Here is a 16762-nt window from a genome sequence, read left to right as displayed (position 1 = left end):
AGCGTCGCGCTCCCTCAGACCGCGAGATGCGCGGGGATGCGCAAGTGACGGCGCACGACTTCGACGAAGAGCGGATCGCGCTTGGCTGCCCAGACGGCCGCGACATGGCCGATCGCCCAGATCGCGATGCCGACCAGCCAAAGGCGCAGGCCGAGACCCACCGCGCCGGCGAGCGTGCCGTTCATGATCGCGATGGCGCGCGGGGCGCCGCCGAGCAGGATCGGCTCGGTCAGCGCCCGGTGGACCGCGACCGTGAAACCGGGCACTTCGCTGGCCTGATCCACGACGCCCGCCATCAGATGAGCGCTCCGCCGCCGAAGGAGAAGAAGGACAGGAAGAAGCTCGACGCGGCAAACGCGATCGAGAGGCCGAACACGATCTGGATGAGTCGGCGGAAACCACCCGATGTGTCGCCGAAGGCGAGCGTCAGGCCGGTGACGATGATGATGATCACCGCGATGATTTTCGCGACCGGACCTTCGATCGACTGGAGAATCTGCTGGAGGGGCTGTTCCCACGGCATGGACGAGCCGGAGGCATGGGCGGCGGGCGCCGTGGCGACGCTGACGACGAGCACCGACGCGGTCATCATCAGACGGCGGGACAATATGCGGGCATGCGAGATCATGCGGATTCTCCTTCATTGGGCTTCGGGGTGATGGGGGTGACGCGGTAGTCGCCGTCGGCGCCGAGACCTTCGACGCGGGCGAGCTCGGCGAGCCTGCGCTGCGAGCCGCGGCCAGAGAGGACCGCGACGAGATCGATCGTCTCGGCGATCAGCGGGCGCGGGACGGTGACGACGGCTTCCTGGATGAGCTGTTCAAGGCGGCGTAGCGCGCCGACGGCGCTGCCGGCGTGGATCGTTCCGACGCCGCCGGGGTGGCCGGTGCCCCATGCCTTGAGCAGGTCGAGCGCCTCCGCGCCGCGCACCTCGCCGACCGGAATGCGGTCGGGGCGAAGACGCAGAGACGAGCGGACGAGATCGGAGAGCGAGGCGACGCCGTCCTTCGTTCGCATGGCGACGAGGTTCGGTGCGGCGCATTGGAGTTCGCGCGTGTCCTCGATGATGACGACGCGATCGGCAGTCTTCGCGACTTCGGCGAGGAGTGCATTTGTGAGGGTGGTCTTGCCGGTCGATGTGCCGCCGGCGACAAGGATGTTGGCCCGTGCCGCGACACCCTGACGGAGCGCATCGGCTTGAGCCGCCGACATGATCCCGGCAGCGACGTAGTCATCGAGTGTGAACACAGCGACGGCCGGCTTGCGGATCGCGAAGGCGGGCGCCGCAACGACGGGGGGCAAAAGCCCCTCGAACCGCTCTCCCGTCTCGGGCAGCTCCGCCGAGACACGCGGCGCGCCGGCATGAACCTCCGCGCCGACATGATGGGCGACCAGGCGAACGATGCGTTCGCCGTCCGCCGCCGACAGCCGCTCGCCCGTATCGGATAGTCCCTCGGAGAGACGGTCGATCCACAACCGCCCATCGGGATTGAGCATGACTTCGACGATGCTGGCGTCGTCGAGATAGCGCGCGATGGCGGGGCCGAGCGCGGTGCGAAGCATCCGCGCGCCGCGCGCAAAGCCTTCTGAATTTTGGTGAGACGCCGCCATGAAACCCCGCTTCAAACGGGGTTGAGACAGACCTTCCCCGGACGGGGATGATTAAAAGGGCCTGATTTTGGGCCAATTCAACAAGGATTTATCGGCGTAGTAGCGTAGCGTGCAAATACAGGAGATAGCGTAAATCACACTCTTGGTATGATCTGACAGCACCCGCAGGAGGCACACTGATTCGCTGTTATTGGAGAGCTGAATGACGGCACGATTGCAACGGACATTGAAGCGCGCCGTTCGCCTCCAAGATATGACCGTGATTTCGAGCGATGATCTTCTTCGGATCGATGCAGACGGCTACCAGGCGATCAGACGTTCCGCTACGCGGGCTCGGAACGAAGGGCAGCCTGCCTTCGTCTGCGATCATTGCGGCTTTGCCGTATACGCACCACGAGAACCGAAAACGCGGCTGCCATTTTGGCGTCACCATAAAGGTGCGCCTCGGAGTTGCCCGTGGTGGACGGGAGAGCCCGGCTCAACCGATGACGTGAGTGCTTCACAGTTCCAAGGAGCGCAAGAAAGTCCGCTGCACTTGCGCGTCAAGCATCTGGTCGCTGAGCTGCTGGCTGCGGACCCTCACACGGAACCAGGGTCGGTCGTGATTGACGAATATGTCGTCTACGAGGAAAGCCGACGCCGCCCTGATGTGCGGGCGATCTTCGATGGGAAGCCGATCGCCATCGAAATTCAACTTGCGACGACACAGATACCAATCATTGTCGCGCGCGAAGATTTCTATCGGCGCGAAGGGCGGCATCTCATTTGGCTAACATGGAATTTCGTGCCCGTAGAGCGGGCTCACCTGCTGACGGCGTTCGAGGATATCTTCTACTCTCACAACAAGAATCTATTCTCGCTTGACGACGAAGTGGTTTCGGAAAGTCGGACGAAGGGTGCCTTTCTGGTTCGGGCCTTTTGGGAACACGGCTCTGGTTGGAACTCAAAGATTACAACGCTTCCTGGTCTGGAGTGGCCTTCATCTGGATTGCCTTATGCAGTCGCTCCTCCTGCGCCATGGCACCTTGAATTTCGTTCCCGCTGGCTAACTGCAACGACGGTGCACGGGACACCGTGGCCGGCTCGAAGCGAACTGCTTTCCGAACTAGCCAAAAGACTTGCCGACGAATCGATTGATGTCTCAGCGCTTGAGGAGGCCGACGTCGGAGCGTTGCTCAACGCGATTTTATCATTCGTTGACGGTAAGCCTGTCGGCTCCGCGCAAAGGAACCTGACCGAGGTCATCAACACATTTTTGGCAAGTGAACGACGCTTTAGATTTGCCCGCATCATGCGAAAAGTCGTCGTGGCGACGGGGATGCCGGAAATCCTTGACAAGCCTAGCGTCGCTGCGAAGTTCGCTCGGGCGATGGAAGACCCTCAAGATGGGCCGGAAAGCCTCACCGGCAGGGTTGGCCTGCTGCTCTTTTCCGAATTGTTCGAGAAGCGCCAACGGACCGGCTAGCTCTCGTCACCTTGGGGACTGACATCCTCGGAAATCTCCTGGCGCAGTCTCGGCCCCTTGGCCAGCCGACGCCCAAGCGCGGAGACGAACGATTCATAGCGCTCACCTGTCTTGGCCCGCGCGGCTTGGGCGGCCGGCTCCGGCAGTGCCGGGGTCGTGGAGAGCCAAAAGCGGATGAACACGGCGAGAGTCTCGACAGCAATGCCGAGATCGCGCTCCAGACGCGCCATTCGGCGATCGAGCTGGTCGATGCGTTTCGTGACGGCCGCCTCCTGCCGTTCAGCGGCATCTGGCGATAGAAAAGACTCGATCGCTGCCTCCGCGACCAAGGATTTCGAGTGATCGCGGCGTGCCGCGTGTTCGGCGAGGCGGTCCATCACACCTGGATCGAGATAGACCGAGAGGCGCCGCTTTCTGGGCGATTTCGACATGAGCGCCTCACAGATCCATGCCGTCGTTCGGGTCGAGCGAGACCTGGCGCGCCACGCCCTGCATCATCCGGTTCATGCGTCGATTGCGCGCGGCAGCATCTTCATCCTCGTCGCGCTCGACATCGATCTCGAATTCGTTCTCGACGGGCGGCTTTTTCTCGACCGGCGCCACGCGGTTGAGTTCTGGCTGGTGCCGGCGCTCAGACTCGGTCGGGTCTTCGTCGGCCGCCTCGGGCGCGGACCCGGGTTCGAGCAACGCGGGCCGAGCGGGCCGCGGCAAAGTCGTCCAGTCATCAGGCCGGCCGTGTGCCGGCATAGCAAGGGACGGTGGCGACAGCAGACGCTCCTTGAAGCGAGCGTCCTCGTAGTAGCGCGCTTTCTTCGCGCGGATTGGCGGCGTGCCCGCAACCATGACGATCTCGTCCGCGGGCGGGAGCTGCATGATCTCGCCAGGTGTCAGGAGCGGCCTGGCTGTCTCCGAACGCGACACCATCAGATGGCCAAGCCAGGGCGACAGCCGGTGGCCGGCGTAGTTCTTCATGGCCTTCATCTCGGTGGCGGTGCCGAGCGCGTCGGACACACGCTTCGCCGTGCGCTCATCGTTCGTCGCGAAGCTGACGCGCACATGGCAGTTGTCGAGGATCGAATTGTTCGCGCCGTAGGCCTTCTCGATCTGGTTGAGGGATTGCGCGATCAGGAAGCTCTTCAACCCATAGCCCGCCATGAAGGCCAGGGCGGACTCGAAGAAGTCGAGCCGGCCGAGCGCCGGAAACTCGTCGAGCATCAGCAGCAACCGATGGCGTCCCGCCTTTGCCTGTAGATCCTCGGTCAGGCGGCGCCCTACCTGATTGAGGATCAGGCGGATCAGCGGTTTGGTGCGATTGATGTCGGAGGGCGGCACGACGAGGTAGAGCGTCGTCGGCCGCTTGTCGCCCACGATGTCGATGATCCGCCAATCGCAGCGCCGCGTCACCTCGGCGACGACGGGATCACGATAGAGACCAAGGAATGACATAGCGGTCGAGAGCACGCCGGAGCGCTCATTGTCGGACTTGTTGAGCAACTCGCGGGCGGCGCTGGCAATGACCGGGTGCGGCCCGGCCTCGCCCAAGTGGGCGGTCTTCATCATCGCGGCCAGGGTCGACTCGATCGGGCGTTTCGGGTCGGACAGAAAGGCGGCGACGCCGGCGAGCGTCTTGTCGTCCTCTGCATAGAGGACGTGGAGGATCGCGCCGACGAGCAACGCATGACTGGTCTTTTCCCAGTGGTTCCGTTTCTCCAGCGAGCCCTCGGGATCGACCAGGATGTCGGCGATGTTCTGCACGTCGCGGACTTCCCACTCGCCGCGACGCACCTCGAGCAGCGGATTGTACGCCGCGGATTTCGTGTTGGTCGGGTCGAACAACAGCACGCGGCCGTGTTTGGCGCGGAAGCCGGCGGTGAGCTGCCAGTTCTCGCCCTTGATGTCATGGACGATCGCCGAGCCCGGCCAGGTCAGCAGCGAGGGCACGACAAGGCCGACGCCCTTGCCGGAACGGGTCGGTGCGAAGCACAGAACATGCTCCGGTCCATCGTGGCGCAGATAGGCCTGATCGTAGCGGCCAAGCACAACGCCATCGGGACCGAGAAGGCCGGCCGACTCGACCTCCTTCTTCTCGGCCCATCGAGCCGAACCATAGGTCTCAACCTTCTTGGCTTCACGCGCGCGCCAGACCGACATGCCGATGGCGACGGCGATCGAGATGAAGCCGCCGGACGCGGCGATGAACGCGCCCTCGACGAAGATCGACGGGGCATAAGCGTCGTAGAAATACCACCACCAGTAAAAGGCAGGCGGATAGTAGAAGGGCCAGCCCAAAACGGAAAACCAGGCCGGACCGAGCTGCGCCTGAAACCCGAGCTTCCACGCCACATATTCGGTGGCGCCCCAGGTGGTGGCGAGGACGATCATGAAAACGGTGAGGATCTGGCCCCAGAGGATTTTTGTAGCCGACATGACGGCGGTCCTTTCCGAGAGAAGTTAGAGGCCGAGCCCCCGCTTGCGGCCGAAGCTCCAGTCGACCCCGCCGTCGTCGCGGGCGACGCCGGAGACGTGTTTGCCAAGCTGCTTTTCGAGAGAGGGCGACCAGGGGACGAGCTGGAAGCCGAGGCCGTCGTCCAGGATTGCGAAGCGGCCGGAGGCGAGCGCGATACGTTGCCGGTAGGTGCCGGCGACATACTCGCCGCTGCCCGCCCGATTGAAAGGCTGGCCGGTCTCGGCGGCGAGCCGTTCGCCTACCGCCTCAAGCTCGCGACGTCGGAGTGTGTCGATCAGCCCGCGATTGAAGGTGACACGCTGGCCGTGCCGCTCTCCGAGACCCTGTCCGACCAGATGATCCGCGCGCCGATTCATGGCGTCCCGAACCGCTGCTCCGAAGCCGCCCTCCGAGAGCGCGGCCTGTTCGCGCGCGATGTTCTGTCGATCGAGCCAGGTTGCGCCGGTCGCCGTGACCTGCCGATCAATGTCTAGATCGGACCGGACGGCGATGGCGACCCGGCGCTGCCCCTGAGCGTCATCGAACTTGCGCAGTTCGACGATCGAGCCGGGCGCGCTGTCGCCGGCCGCATCCAGGTCGGGCAGCTTGATGTGATGGGTGCGGCCATCGACCCCGTCGACCACGGCATAGGCCGTGCCCTTCAGCTCGTCATCAAGACCGCGATCGACCAGCCTGCCGATGATCGGGGTATCGAGGCTCTCGGCCGCCAGCACATAGCTCGCCGAACCGCGCTCGATGCCGCGGTCCGTCAAAGCACGGTGCATTCGCTTGATGATGTCACCGCGCTTGCCGAGTTCGCGCAGCGTCGCCTCAGCCTCCGCATCGATAGACCATTGACCGGGGCCGACCTGTTCGGCGAGACCGAGCGTCTCCAGCTTGCGGAGCCGGCCGACCTTCAGCGCGTGATAGTCGTCGGGTCGGACGCTCGGATCAATCGCCATGTCGACGACGCCCGTAGCGCGGCCGTCGCGGATAAGCTGGCGATCAAGCTGCGTGAAGCGGTCGGCGTCGACCTGACGCTCCAGGCTGCGCTGGATGTCGAGATCGGTGCGCGGTCCCAATTCCTGTGTGATGAGGTCACGCGCGCGATCCCGCATCCCCTCCTTGATGTAGTCGCGCGAGATGACGAGGTCCTGCCCGTCGTCGCGAACACCGCGCACGATCAGGTGGACATGGGGATGCTCAGTGTTCCAGTGATCGACGGCCACCCAGTCGAGCCTGGTGTCGAGATCCTTTTCCATCTGGGAGACCAGATCGCGGGCGAAGGACCGAAGGTCGGCCATGTCGGTCGCGTCGTCGGGTGAGACGATGAACCGGAAATGGTGGCGATCGTCCTGGCACCGCTCCGCGAAGGCCTTCGGGTCTGCGTCGTCGCCGCCAGGGCCGAACAAATGGGCCTTCTCTCCATCACGGGTCACGCCCTCGCGGCGCAGATAATTGAGGTGGGTGGCCAGCGGCGCTGCGCGGGGCGTATGCCGCACAACACGCGCTTTGATGACGGCACCACGCGAGCGGGCGGTGAGCAGGCGGTTTGCCTGGATACTCGCGCGCTGGCCGCGCCCGAAGCGGGAGCGGTTGCCGGATACGATGCGGCCGGAGCGCGAGACGCCGGCCCCGGCCTTCTTCGCCGCCGCGAGGGCCTGCGCGATGAAGGGACGCGCCGCCTGCGCCCGCGTCGAGCGGATGCGGCCTGGGCGGATGCGGATGTCGTTGTCGCCGGTCATGGCCGAGCCCCTGCACATCGCACCAAGCGCAGGAAATCGCAGGAAAATCGGCGTGACCGCGAGGTGCGGGGAAAACCCGCACCTCGCGAAATCGCCTCATAACCTATTGAAAAACCACAACCGACCGACGCCGCACCTCGCGGCCTTTTATCCTGCCATCGTCCGGTTGTGGTGCGTGCCGCCCACCTCCACGCCCTCTCGAATGCGCTGGCGTGCGAAATGCTGCGATTGCCGCCATCTGCCATCATCGCGGCTCCTCCGAAGAGGCCCGCGCGACGAACAGCCCGTTCGACTGCGGCACAATGGCCGAAACGTCGCGCGCCATGGTTGCTGCCGCGGTGTCTTCAGCAGGACGCGCGGCCGACACGGAAGCGGTGGCGGAAGCACGGCCGGACTGCGCGATGAACAGCGGCGCGCGTGTCCAGGCCGATCGATCGATCGCGGCGAACGCCGTCGGATTCGTGCCGCCCGAACCGTCGATGATCGGCGCGAGCAAGGCGACGTAGGCGCGGGTTTCCGCCGGCAGCGCACGGCCGGCGAGCGACGCTTCATAGCGCCCCGGTCCCGCATTGTAGGCCGCAAGAAATCCCGGCGAGCCGTAGCGATCGTGCAGCTCGCGAAGGTATGCCGCGCCCGCAAGGATGTTGTCGCCCGGGTCGTAGGGATCGCGGCCGAGGCCGTGCTTGATGCGCAGACCGGCCCAGGTCGCGGGCATGATCTGCATCAGGCCCATGGCACCAGCCGAGGAAACCGCGCGCGGTTCTCCGGCGCTTTCGGCGCGCATCACCGCCCTGATCCAGGCGATGGGGACGCCGAAGCGCCGCGAGGCCTGGGCGATGTAATCGGTATAGGCGTCGCGCGGTGACGGTCGAACGACCGGCGTGTCCTGCGCCATCGCGATCGCCGGCATGACGCTCCCGAGGGTAAGGCCGGAAAGGAGAAGGAGAGCCATGCGCCGGGCAGCGCAGCGCGGCCCGGACGCAAGCGGACGGCTCGTCGGCTGACGAGAGCGGCGCATCGCTCAATCCTTCTCGGAGCGATCGCGCGGACGCGACCAGTGCAGCGACCAGGCCTTTCCGGCATCGTCGTCACGGAACAGGTTGGCGCGGATCGGATGCGGGAATGCCGGATCGTCGATCAGCAGCGCGACGTATTCGCCAGCCTTCTCGCCGGTGCGTTTCCAGGCAGCGCCGATCTCCGGGCCTGTTTCATTGCTCATGCCGTCGAAGAGATGAACGCGATAATCTGGCGCGTTCTCCGCGTCGGACGGCTCTGCCGCGACGATGATGATGTCCTGTTGGAGCGAGAGTGTCGCGAGGTGGCCGATGAAACCGGCCTCATCGCGCGTGAATTCGCCAATCTGGGGCATGACAGTCTCCTTGGCGGTGGGGTTGAGAAAACCATCGGCGAGCACCGCTCCCGCCGATGGCGAAGCGGTCAGCGTGTCGGCGCACGCCATTCGAAGCGGCCGGTTCCGTCTTCGTCGGTCCACAGCGGGACGGCGCGGCCGATGATCTGGTTGGTCGAGATCAAACCGAAGTAGCGGCCGTCGAGGCTGTCGCGGACCTGCCAGTTCATCAGGAAGACTTCGCCGGTCTGGACGCGGCGACAGCCTTGCCAGACGGGGAGATCGCGGCCGGCGCGATCACGCTCAAGCGCCGCGCCGACCTCGACGCCGTCAACGGTGATGGTGAGGTTCGAGCGGCAGACAGTCTGCCCGGAGACGGCCAGAAGGCGCTTCATCAGCGGCACGCCCTTGGGCAGGTAGCCGCGCTCGGCGAGGAATGTCGCGAGCGGCTCCGGCGCGTCGACCGCGACGAGATCGGTGACGTCGAATGGCCCGTCGAACTCGATCGAATAGAAGCCGATCGGCGCGCTGGCCGAAGCGTTCCACACGAGCTTGATCGGCATAGGCGTAAGGCCGGGATAGCCGACACCGAGCGCGGCGAGCGTCGTCGCGAGCAGCAGTCCGGCGCGGCTCACGGCTCGGCCCTATGGCGCAGCAGGAAGGCGCGGTGATGTTCGAGGGTGTAGGCGCGTGGCTCGTGGCCGGCGGCGAGCCGGTTGTGGATGTGCCGCCAGTGATCGGGCGAGACCGCTTCGGGATCGATGCCGAGGCGCTCGATGGCACCGATTGCCTGCAGCACCCGCTCGGCCTTCGGCCAGCTCTCGACCTTCAGCAGGATGTCGCCGCCGGGGCGCACGAAGGGCAGCGTCTGGTAAGCTTCGCCCCGCACCACGGCGCGCACGATGTCGATGCGCGAAATGATCGTGCCGAAGTCGTTCGACGCCCAGCGGGCGAAGGCGAAGACCGTGCCGGGGCGGAAGGATAGGACGCGCCGCCGACGGTCGAGGATCTGTTCGTGGGCGTGCGTGCCGAAGCGAATCCAGTTCTCGATCTTCTTCTCGACCCATGTCAGCTCGACATGGGTGAGCGTGTCGTGCGGGAGCGCGGCCGGCGACGGGCCGCCGCGCATGCGGGAGGCCGCGATGCCGGTCATGGTATGTCTCCTGAAGTTGAAGGGAATTCGCGCGCGAGCAGCTCACGCAGCATCTCGGCGACGGTGACACCGCGCTGGAAGGCGATGATCTTGATCCGCCCCCGCAGCTCCGGCGTGATGTCGATGGTCAGGCGAGCGGTGAAGCTCGCGGCATCGACGCTCGGCGCCGGCTGGACCTCGACGGCCTTGATCCAGGCATCGGCATTGGTCGGGCGCGCTGCGAAGCCGCGCCGCTCGGATCGCTCGCTCATGGTGCGATCCTTTCGATCTCGGTGACGAGGGCCGCGACCTCGCGCGCGGCGGGGCCGCTATCGTCGATCTCAAAGGCGAGGCGACCGGATTGCGCCGCGTCGGCGTAGATGACGCGCTGCCCGATCGTGTTGCGCAGCACGGGCGGATCGTGATCGGCGAGCGTCTCGGCGGTCTCGCGGGCGATGACTGTGCGCGCGCCGCAGCGATTGAGGACGAAGCGGGCGCGCAGTTCTGGCCGATAGATGCGAGCCTCCGACAGGAGCACCAGCATCTCGGCCGAGGCCCAGCCGTCGAGCGGCGACGGCTGCACCGGGATCAGCACGAGGTCCGCGGCGAGAAGCGCCGAGCGCATCAGCCCGGCGACACGCGGCGGCCCGTCGATGACGACATGATCGACGTCACGGGCCAGTTCGGGCGCCTCGCGATGCAGCGTATCACGCGCCAGGCCGACGACGCCGAACAGGCGCGGAAGGCCACCGCGGCTGCGCTGTTGCGACCAGTCGAGCGCGGAGCCCTGCGGGTCGGCGTCAAGCAGCGTGATGCGCTTACCGCGTCCGGCCCATTCGCCGGCGAGATGCAGCGCCAGCGTCGTCTTGCCGACGCCGCCCTTCTGATTGAGGAGCGCAACAATCATGGCGCACCTCCCGACCGCGGCCGAAGGGGCAGTTCGGGTGTGCTTTCAGGAGATCCTGGCGCCGAAGGAGCGACAGGTCCGACGCTCTTCCTGGCGGCCGTGCTGAGGCTGCGGGCGGTGGCGCGGATGAGCTTTTGCACATCGCGCGCGCGCTCTTCAAAGTTAGATTCTTGGTTAGACTCTAAGTTAAGGGCGCGATTCCGGCTTTCATTTCCGTGGGTTAAACCCTGTTTCGGTTCCTGATAGCACGAGCCTGGGGTTCCCGATGGCACGATAGTCCGGGTTCCCGATAGCACGAGGCTATCCACAGCCTGTCGACAGGCGGGAGAAGGCTCGAAAGCCAGCAGGACGCGGCCACCGATCTCCGTTTCGAGGAACAGCGTATAGCCCGGCAGGGGCTGTCGTCGGATGATGTCGCGCAGCTCGAAGGCAAAGCGCTTGAACGGCGACAGGCTGCCGGATTTCTGGTGAAGGTGGCGGAAGTCGAAACGCCAGCCGTCGCGCTGGCGGCCGCCATGCTTGCGGACCAGCCGATAGAGCCAGCGATCGAGCCCGCCGGTGAGATCGAAGTAGGCGCGATCGATGGTGAGTACGAGCGCGTCGTCGAGGACCGCGCGATAGAACCAGTCCGGCACAATCAGCTCGATCCCGGCCGGCTTGCCGTTGCGATCTGTCCGTTCCTGCCATTCGTTAATCCAGGAGAAGCGATGGCGCCGGCCTTCGGCGGGCTGACGGATGGAGGTGGAGACGGTTGTCGATTGCAGACGGTCCAGCGCCGCCTTCAGGCGCTGATAGTCGCGAAGGCCGGTGCCGCGCCCGACGAACATGAGGATTTCGTAGGGCGTGGCCGCCATCAGCCGCGAGGTGCGCAGACCGGCATCACGGGCCTCGACGATCTGGCTCGCGGCCCAGATGAGGATGTCGGCGTCCCAAATGGTCGCCATCCCGTGGTCGGGCACAGCCTCGACGCGGATCGAGATATTGCCTGCGACGAAGTCGATCGGGGCGACGCGGTGGGACTTGGAGAGAGAAAAAAACGGGTAAGCCATGAGATCCTGCGCGTCTCTTGGCGCGAAATCGCCGGGGAGCGCTCGAAACAGATCGAGCTGTTCACGCTCCGAAAGTTGCCGGGGGCGCGCCGCCATTCTGAGGTCCGGTCAGCGTGCGTAGCGGCCGGCGTGAGCCGATGGCGCGGACGTCTGGCGCTTGGCCGGGAGGACGTTGCCTCGGGGATCGGAGGTTGAAGTGACGGCGCCGCGCTCCGCCCAGGCCTGGAGGTCGTCGACGGCATACACGACGCGGCCACCGAGTTTTCGATAGGCGGGGCCGGTGCCGTAGGTGCGGTGCTTTTCGAGCGTGCGGGCCGAGAGGCTGAGAAATTCAGCGGCTTCCTTGGTGCGCAGGAAGCGCGGCGGCAAAACGGCGAGTTCGGGTCGCATGGATCGGGCCTCCGTGGGTTCGTTGGGGCCGCCGGGAAACGGCGAGTAACGAAGGCCACGATGGCGAAGCATTGCCGGCGAGATGCAGGGCGAATTCAGGGGGGGCTAAATTCGCCCACCGCCAATCGAAGGGAACCGTCTAGGATTGCCGGCGATGACGAAGCAGCGCGCGATAGCCTCCTGCGATCATGGCGCGGGCATCCCGGAGCAGGGATTTGATGGCATGGCGGGCGGAGGATGCCTGCCAGTCGTCCCGCTCGAGCGGGTCAATACGAAATACAGCCTGCGCGATTTCCTGCTGGGTGGCGCCGGCACGATGACCGTCGAATGCTTGCAGCATTCGGCGGGATCGCGCCCGTTGCTGGCGGGTCATGCGCGTGTCCTGGGGAACGGCGCGTCCATGGAGGGCCGCGAGCAAGCGGCCAATAGCTTCAAGCCGGTCGAACCCCTCGATGCCGAGGGGCACGAACGCGCCGAGCGTAACGTCGGGAGATGCGCCGGCGGGGCGAACCAGTTGAAGATGTTGGCCGCTGCCGAGATCGTATCGCAGGCTGGCATCGCCATCGCCGTTCACCGCAATGGCGGCGCCCGCTATCGGCTGCGGATCAGCGTTTGCGGAAAGAACCGCGGGTGGTTCCACAAGTGCGATGGCGCTCGTATCGTCTTCCGGGAGCCAAAAGACCTGCGCATCGGGAGGGGGCACCAACGGGTTCACCGGGAAATCGCAATCCCCATCGCTGCCGGATGTTGTCGGTCAGCGGGCGGGGATCGACCTTGCTGTTGTTCAGTGCCTGGAAATCGCGGTCGTAAGATTCGTTGCGACGCAGCCATTCCCACGCGATGTCGGACGCGGTCATGTCAGCGACATGCGCATAGCGTGCCGCGGAGCGCCAGCCGGAAGCATCCGGTGTCATCGCGATCCTCCCTTCGTTCTTGAGCTTGTGGGAGGGTCAGGATTCCCGGCTGGGTTGTTCGATGGAAGCTTGGTCCCTGGCAGAGGGCGGTGCCAAAACGGCATCGCGGTGACTATTGGGCTGAGCGAACCAGATCGCGATATCCGTGTTCGGTCATCCAGCGCGCCCGTGCGAGATGCGTGTCATGGATTTGCCGGCAACGCTGCGGCTCGCGCGCGGGATCGAGTCCGAACAGGATCTGGAAGGCCTCGCGCCAATCTGCTCCGTCGCGTGCCGAGTCGAGCAGGCGGAGATAAAGGACCATATGCTCGCGATCGTAGGCCGTGAGCGTCTGGCTGGTCGGTGGCTCGTCGAGAAATGACGGCGTTTGCTGTCCCATGGGGCGACTATAATCGTTCAATGGAGGTTCGTTAACAGCATCGCGCGAAATTCCGTGGCCAAGCCAGACGTAGGGCGGCGCTTAACGCTTCGTGGACATGTCTTTCCGGTCGTGAAGCAGCAGCACGCCTTCGCCCTTATCGGTCGAGAGAAGGACAATCCCCGCCGCCTCCAGCGCCCGGCGAACGAGATCGCGCGTCGACTCATACACCTCGAGGTCGTTTTCGGATTCGAGACGCTTGAGCGCGGTCAGCGATGTCCGGGCCTCGTCAGCGAGCGTCTCCTGTGTCCATCCCAGCAACGCGCGTGCGGCCCGTGATTGTCGGGCGGTGATCATGAACGACCACCTCCCACCGGCCAATAACTACTTGCCAGAACTACGACTATTTTAGTCGTTCTTGGTGCCGTAAGGACCGATGAAGGACCGATCGCCTGTTCGTTCCGGTCTTCGGCAGCTTCACTGATTCGCGTGTGGGCGTGGCAAAGGCCCCGGCTTGTTGGCCGGGGCCTTGGTGGGTCAATCCGCCCGGCGGTTCGGGCGGGACCAGATCAGCGAGTAGCCATCGCCGTCCTCGTCGTCGAAGAGATTGGCGTAGATGGGGGCGTTGAAGCTCGGATCGTCGAGCTTGAGGCCCAGATAGTCGCGGCCCTCGTTGGAGCGCTTGGACCAGGCGGCGCCGATCTCGACGCGGCCGACCAGAACCCGGTGGCTGGGGGCGTTTTCGCCGGTGGCGCGCTGGTCGGGGACGATGCGCACGCCCTTGGCCTGGACGCTGAGGGTGACGATTTCGCCGGTGAACTCGTTGCCGGTCTTCTTGAAGGTGCCGATGGTCGCCATTTCAAATCTCCGTTTCCGTTATCGAGCCCGCACCATTGCGGCCTCGATGGCGATCGACAGGCCGGAGGCGATCGACGGCGCACCCCGCAGGGGCCTGACAGCAAAGGAGGAGCTTTCTTGTCTCGCGAGGAATGACGGCGAAGCCGGCAGGGGAAGAAAGTTGTGACGCCGCTGTTGCGCCATAGGCGATCGAGGTGCAGCCGGCCTTCGGCCAGATCAAGCCATTGAAGAGGCCGTTTGGAGCGGGCTGGTGACGGGAAGAAGCGGAGAGGATGGCGGCCCTCTCGAAACCGGCGCCAAGACCTGCCGGATGTTCGCCGCCGCATCGCCCCTCTTGCCGACGGGCCTTGCGGTCCTGCGTTGTCCGGGCCTGCCGCGGGCGGAAACCCTCCGCCCTTCCGTGTTGGTCGGCTGCGCCGCGACCGGCGTTCGGTTCGGGCGCTTCCGATGGGATGACCGCGCTGCGGCCATCAGCGTGATCCGGGTTCGTCGCCCGCATCGCCGCCCCATCAAGCCGACGCGGACGGCGTGGTGTCGCCCCTATTGTCCCGCCGATGCCGGCTGCGGAATGGTCAGGCTCCGGCGGGGCTCCGGCCGACCGGGCCAGCGGCCGCCATGCCCGTAACGCGCGCGAACGCGGTGACGCCGACTGCGACCGCACCGATGACGGAAAACACCAACTGCCAGGTTTCCGACGGCATGGTGTGCTTCACGATGCCGTGCGTGGCGTGGTAGCCGGTGAGGGCGGCGGGCGCGACAAAGGCGAGCGCGATCAGCAGCCGAGCCCAGAGCGGGCGAACAATCCCGAGCAGGATCTGGCCAAGGCCGAGCGTGAGCCCGGCCGCGACCACGCCGATCAGGATCGCGCCCATCCAGCCCGCGCCCGTGTGATAGGCCCAACCGCCGGTGGTGAGGCCAGCGAAGAAGGGCAGCGCGAAGACGGCGAGCGTGAACAGAAGCCAGCAGAAGAAGCCGATGGCAGCGATGGAAAGGATGATGCCGAGAAGGATCATGGCGGTGTCTCCGAAAGAATGATTCTGACGGTCGCGCCTTCCACCACCACCACGGCGCGTCGGGGATCATAGCAAAATATCGACGCGGACGGGAGCCGAAACCGACAAGGTTTCAGCCCCGTGGGCGATGATCTTCGCCCCTTCATGGAGCGAAGGGGTCGATTTCGCGGACGATCTGCGAGAGGTCGCCGTCATATTCGCTGGCGGGCGTGACCGAGAGCGTGCCGTCGCCGGCGCGGAAGATGACGATGACCGCCATCAGGCTGGTGGCGAGGCTGAAGGCGAAGGCGTGGGCGTCGTTGAAGGACATCGATCCGGCTCCTGTTTCGAGCGGAGGACCACCCCCCGCTGACAGGCGCCCGACGTGTCGGACTGAGAGCTGCAATCACCGCGCAGGCGGAGCCGGAGCGGCGGCACGCAGGCGTAGCCGACCCTTCACGGGTTGATGGCGTCAGGCGATCAGTCTGACCAAGGATCAGCGCAAAGAAGCGGGGGTAGTGCTCTGCGGCAGGAGCCGGTGTTCTGCCGTGGAGACGGCGGCGCTCACGCGCCGCCGGTTCCGAACCGATAGACCGGGATGCCGAGCTTGCGGGCCTTATCGGCGAGATTGTCCTGGATGCCGGTGCCGGGGAAGATGAGGATGCCGATCGGCATGACCGCCAGCATGGCGTCGTTGCGCTTGAACGGTGCGGCCTTGGCGTGTTTCGTCCAGTCGGGTCTGAAGGCGACCTGCGGCACCTTGCGGGTTTCCGCCCAACGCGCGGCGATCTTCTCGGCGCCTTTCGGGGAGCCGCCGTGCATCAGCACCATGTCGGGGTGCTTGGCGTGGACCTGGTCGAGCTTGGCCCAGATCGGCTTGTGATCGGTGGTGTCGCCGCCGGAGAAGGCGATCTTCGGGCCTGCGGGCACGAGCACTTCGGTTTCACTGCGGCGCTTGGCGGCAAGGAAGTCGCGGCTGTCGATCATCGCGGCGGTGAGGCGGCGATGGTTGACGCGCGAGCCGGTGCGCTGAGACCAGGGTGAGCCGGTGGTGCGAAGATAGTGGTCGGCGGCGCTGTCGCGGAAGACTTCCAGGCTGTCGCGCCGTTCGATCAGCGATTGCCCAAGGTCGATCAGGCGTTCGAGCTGGACGGATTTGACCTCCGAGCCATCCTGTTCGCGCTGGAGGCGCTTTTGCGCCTGCTCGTTATCGTCGAGTTTGCGGTCGGCCCGCTCGACGGCGCGGTGGAACGTATTGACGGTGGACCAGAGGAGATCGTCGAGGTCGGGATCGAGGCTCGTATCCGCCACGGTGGAGATCAGGGCGTCGAAGATGTCGGCGACGGCGCCTTCGATGATGCGGTCTTCCGGCACGGGCCTGGGATCGGCTTCGTCTTCGGAGGGCCGGTAGCCGTAGAGCTGAAGCTCCTGCGCAATCTGGTCGGTCGGCGATGCGGCGTGTTCGGGTTCGTAGTCGTCGTGCTCGCTCATGGGATGCTCCGTCGGTTGGACCGCGACCGTCGCGGCCTTCATGGCGACGAAGCCCA

At 65.4% G+C, this 16762-nt stretch carries 23 protein-coding genes; 1 reads left to right on the top strand and 22 read right to left on the bottom strand.

Annotation, left to right across the window (positions count from 1 at the left end; all coding sequences use genetic code 11):
• Positions 1 to 14: 14 nt before the first annotated feature.
• From M9H71_RS19250 to trbB, 3 genes are read right to left on the bottom strand one after another with little or no spacing between them, the layout of a single operon-like run.
• Complete coding sequence (locus M9H71_RS19250; protein ID WP_455406532.1) at positions 15 to 296, bottom strand: VirB3 family type IV secretion system protein; 282 nt, start codon at positions 294 to 296, stop codon at positions 15 to 17.
• Positions 296 to 628 carry a TrbC/VirB2 family protein gene (locus M9H71_RS19245; protein WP_151576269.1) on the bottom strand — a complete coding sequence of 111 codons (333 nt, stop codon included), beginning with the start codon at positions 626 to 628 and terminating at the stop codon, positions 296 to 298. The genes M9H71_RS19250 and M9H71_RS19245 overlap by 1 nt, the downstream gene beginning before the upstream one ends.
• Entirely contained in the window at positions 625 to 1611 is a 987-nt protein-coding gene (gene trbB, locus M9H71_RS19240) for a P-type conjugative transfer ATPase TrbB (protein ID WP_455406531.1), read from the bottom strand. The genes M9H71_RS19245 and trbB overlap by 4 nt, the downstream gene beginning before the upstream one ends.
• 202 nt (positions 1612 to 1813) lie before the next feature.
• Between trbB and M9H71_RS19235 the strand changes: the two genes are divergently transcribed.
• Complete coding sequence (locus M9H71_RS19235; protein ID WP_455406530.1) at positions 1814 to 3076, top strand: DUF6035 family protein; 1263 nt, start codon at positions 1814 to 1816, stop codon at positions 3074 to 3076.
• On the opposite strand, the gene M9H71_RS19230 is transcribed toward M9H71_RS19235, so the two are convergent.
• The 19 genes from M9H71_RS19230 to M9H71_RS19140 all read right to left on the bottom strand — a co-directional run bounded on the left by M9H71_RS19230 (position 3073) and on the right by M9H71_RS19140 (position 16706).
• The gene (locus tag M9H71_RS19230; RefSeq protein WP_455406529.1) at positions 3073 to 3507 is read right to left on the bottom strand and encodes a CopG family transcriptional regulator; all 435 of its coding nucleotides are present in this window, start codon (positions 3505 to 3507) and stop codon (positions 3073 to 3075) included. The genes M9H71_RS19235 and M9H71_RS19230 overlap by 4 nt on opposite strands.
• A gap of 7 nt (positions 3508 to 3514) precedes the next feature.
• A complete protein-coding gene (locus tag M9H71_RS19225) occupies positions 3515 to 5503 on the bottom strand; it encodes a conjugal transfer protein TraG (RefSeq protein ID WP_455406528.1) in 1989 nt (662 codons plus the stop codon).
• A gap of 24 nt (positions 5504 to 5527) precedes the next feature.
• Complete coding sequence (locus tag M9H71_RS19220) at positions 5528 to 7267, bottom strand: relaxase/mobilization nuclease domain-containing protein (protein WP_455406527.1); 1740 nt, start codon at positions 7265 to 7267, stop codon at positions 5528 to 5530.
• 244 nt (positions 7268 to 7511) lie between these two features.
• Positions 7512 to 8285: a lytic transglycosylase domain-containing protein gene (locus M9H71_RS19215; protein WP_455406526.1), complete on the bottom strand. Its 774-nt coding sequence runs from the start codon at positions 8283 to 8285 to the stop codon at positions 7512 to 7514.
• A gap of 3 nt (positions 8286 to 8288) precedes the next feature.
• The gene (locus M9H71_RS19210; RefSeq protein WP_151576276.1) at positions 8289 to 8636 is read right to left on the bottom strand and encodes a DUF736 domain-containing protein; all 348 of its coding nucleotides are present in this window, start codon (positions 8634 to 8636) and stop codon (positions 8289 to 8291) included.
• A gap of 68 nt (positions 8637 to 8704) precedes the next feature.
• On the bottom strand, positions 8705 to 9250 hold the full coding sequence (locus M9H71_RS19205; RefSeq protein WP_455406525.1) for a S26 family signal peptidase: 546 nt from the start codon (positions 9248 to 9250) through the stop codon (positions 8705 to 8707).
• Positions 9247 to 9768 carry a DUF2840 domain-containing protein gene (locus M9H71_RS19200; RefSeq protein ID WP_455406524.1) on the bottom strand — a complete coding sequence of 174 codons (522 nt, stop codon included), beginning with the start codon at positions 9766 to 9768 and terminating at the stop codon, positions 9247 to 9249. Before M9H71_RS19200 ends, M9H71_RS19205 begins: the two co-directional genes overlap by 4 nt.
• On the bottom strand, positions 9765 to 10019 hold the full coding sequence (locus tag M9H71_RS19195) for a hypothetical protein (protein ID WP_455406523.1): 255 nt from the start codon (positions 10017 to 10019) through the stop codon (positions 9765 to 9767). Before M9H71_RS19195 ends, M9H71_RS19200 begins: the two co-directional genes overlap by 4 nt.
• Positions 10016 to 10654, bottom strand: a complete 639-nt coding sequence (parA, locus tag M9H71_RS19190; protein ID WP_455406522.1) for a ParA family partition ATPase — start codon at positions 10652 to 10654, stop codon at positions 10016 to 10018. The genes M9H71_RS19195 and parA overlap by 4 nt, the downstream gene beginning before the upstream one ends.
• Positions 10651 to 11799: a replication initiator protein A gene (locus M9H71_RS19185; protein WP_455406521.1), complete on the bottom strand. Its 1149-nt coding sequence runs from the start codon at positions 11797 to 11799 to the stop codon at positions 10651 to 10653. Before M9H71_RS19185 ends, parA begins: the two co-directional genes overlap by 4 nt.
• A 12-nt stretch (positions 11800 to 11811) precedes the next feature.
• Positions 11812 to 12093, bottom strand: coding sequence for a helix-turn-helix domain-containing protein (locus tag M9H71_RS19180; RefSeq protein ID WP_113420014.1), 282 nt, complete (start codon positions 12091 to 12093; stop codon positions 11812 to 11814).
• 139 nt (positions 12094 to 12232) lie between these two features.
• Positions 12233 to 12808, bottom strand: coding sequence for a DUF2285 domain-containing protein (locus M9H71_RS19175; protein WP_455406520.1), 576 nt, complete (start codon positions 12806 to 12808; stop codon positions 12233 to 12235).
• Positions 12699 to 13007 carry a transcriptional regulator domain-containing protein gene (locus tag M9H71_RS19170; RefSeq protein WP_455406519.1) on the bottom strand — a complete coding sequence of 103 codons (309 nt, stop codon included), beginning with the start codon at positions 13005 to 13007 and terminating at the stop codon, positions 12699 to 12701. The genes M9H71_RS19175 and M9H71_RS19170 overlap by 110 nt, the downstream gene beginning before the upstream one ends.
• 112 nt (positions 13008 to 13119) lie before the next feature.
• Complete coding sequence (locus M9H71_RS19165; protein WP_455406557.1) at positions 13120 to 13386, bottom strand: DNA -binding domain-containing protein; 267 nt, start codon at positions 13384 to 13386, stop codon at positions 13120 to 13122.
• Positions 13387 to 13467: 81 nt separating this feature from the next.
• Positions 13468 to 13722 carry a hypothetical protein gene (locus M9H71_RS19160; protein WP_455406518.1) on the bottom strand — a complete coding sequence of 85 codons (255 nt, stop codon included), beginning with the start codon at positions 13720 to 13722 and terminating at the stop codon, positions 13468 to 13470.
• A gap of 180 nt (positions 13723 to 13902) precedes the next feature.
• A complete protein-coding gene (locus tag M9H71_RS19155) occupies positions 13903 to 14223 on the bottom strand; it encodes a DUF736 domain-containing protein (protein WP_053553340.1) in 321 nt (106 codons plus the stop codon).
• A gap of 572 nt (positions 14224 to 14795) precedes the next feature.
• The gene (locus M9H71_RS19150; RefSeq protein WP_455406517.1) at positions 14796 to 15236 is read right to left on the bottom strand and encodes a hypothetical protein; all 441 of its coding nucleotides are present in this window, start codon (positions 15234 to 15236) and stop codon (positions 14796 to 14798) included.
• Positions 15237 to 15378: 142 nt separating this feature from the next.
• Entirely contained in the window at positions 15379 to 15546 is a 168-nt protein-coding gene (locus tag M9H71_RS19145) for a hypothetical protein (RefSeq protein WP_165608585.1), read from the bottom strand.
• Between the two features lie 233 nt (positions 15547 to 15779).
• The gene (locus M9H71_RS19140) at positions 15780 to 16706 is read right to left on the bottom strand and encodes a DUF2493 domain-containing protein (protein WP_455406556.1); all 927 of its coding nucleotides are present in this window, start codon (positions 16704 to 16706) and stop codon (positions 15780 to 15782) included.
• Positions 16707 to 16762 lie beyond the last annotated feature (56 nt).

This window comes from Rhodopseudomonas parapalustris, from assembly GCF_053772255.1.
Note: the sequence above shows the minus strand (reverse complement) of the source record. Positions and strands in the feature narration are given on the sequence as shown.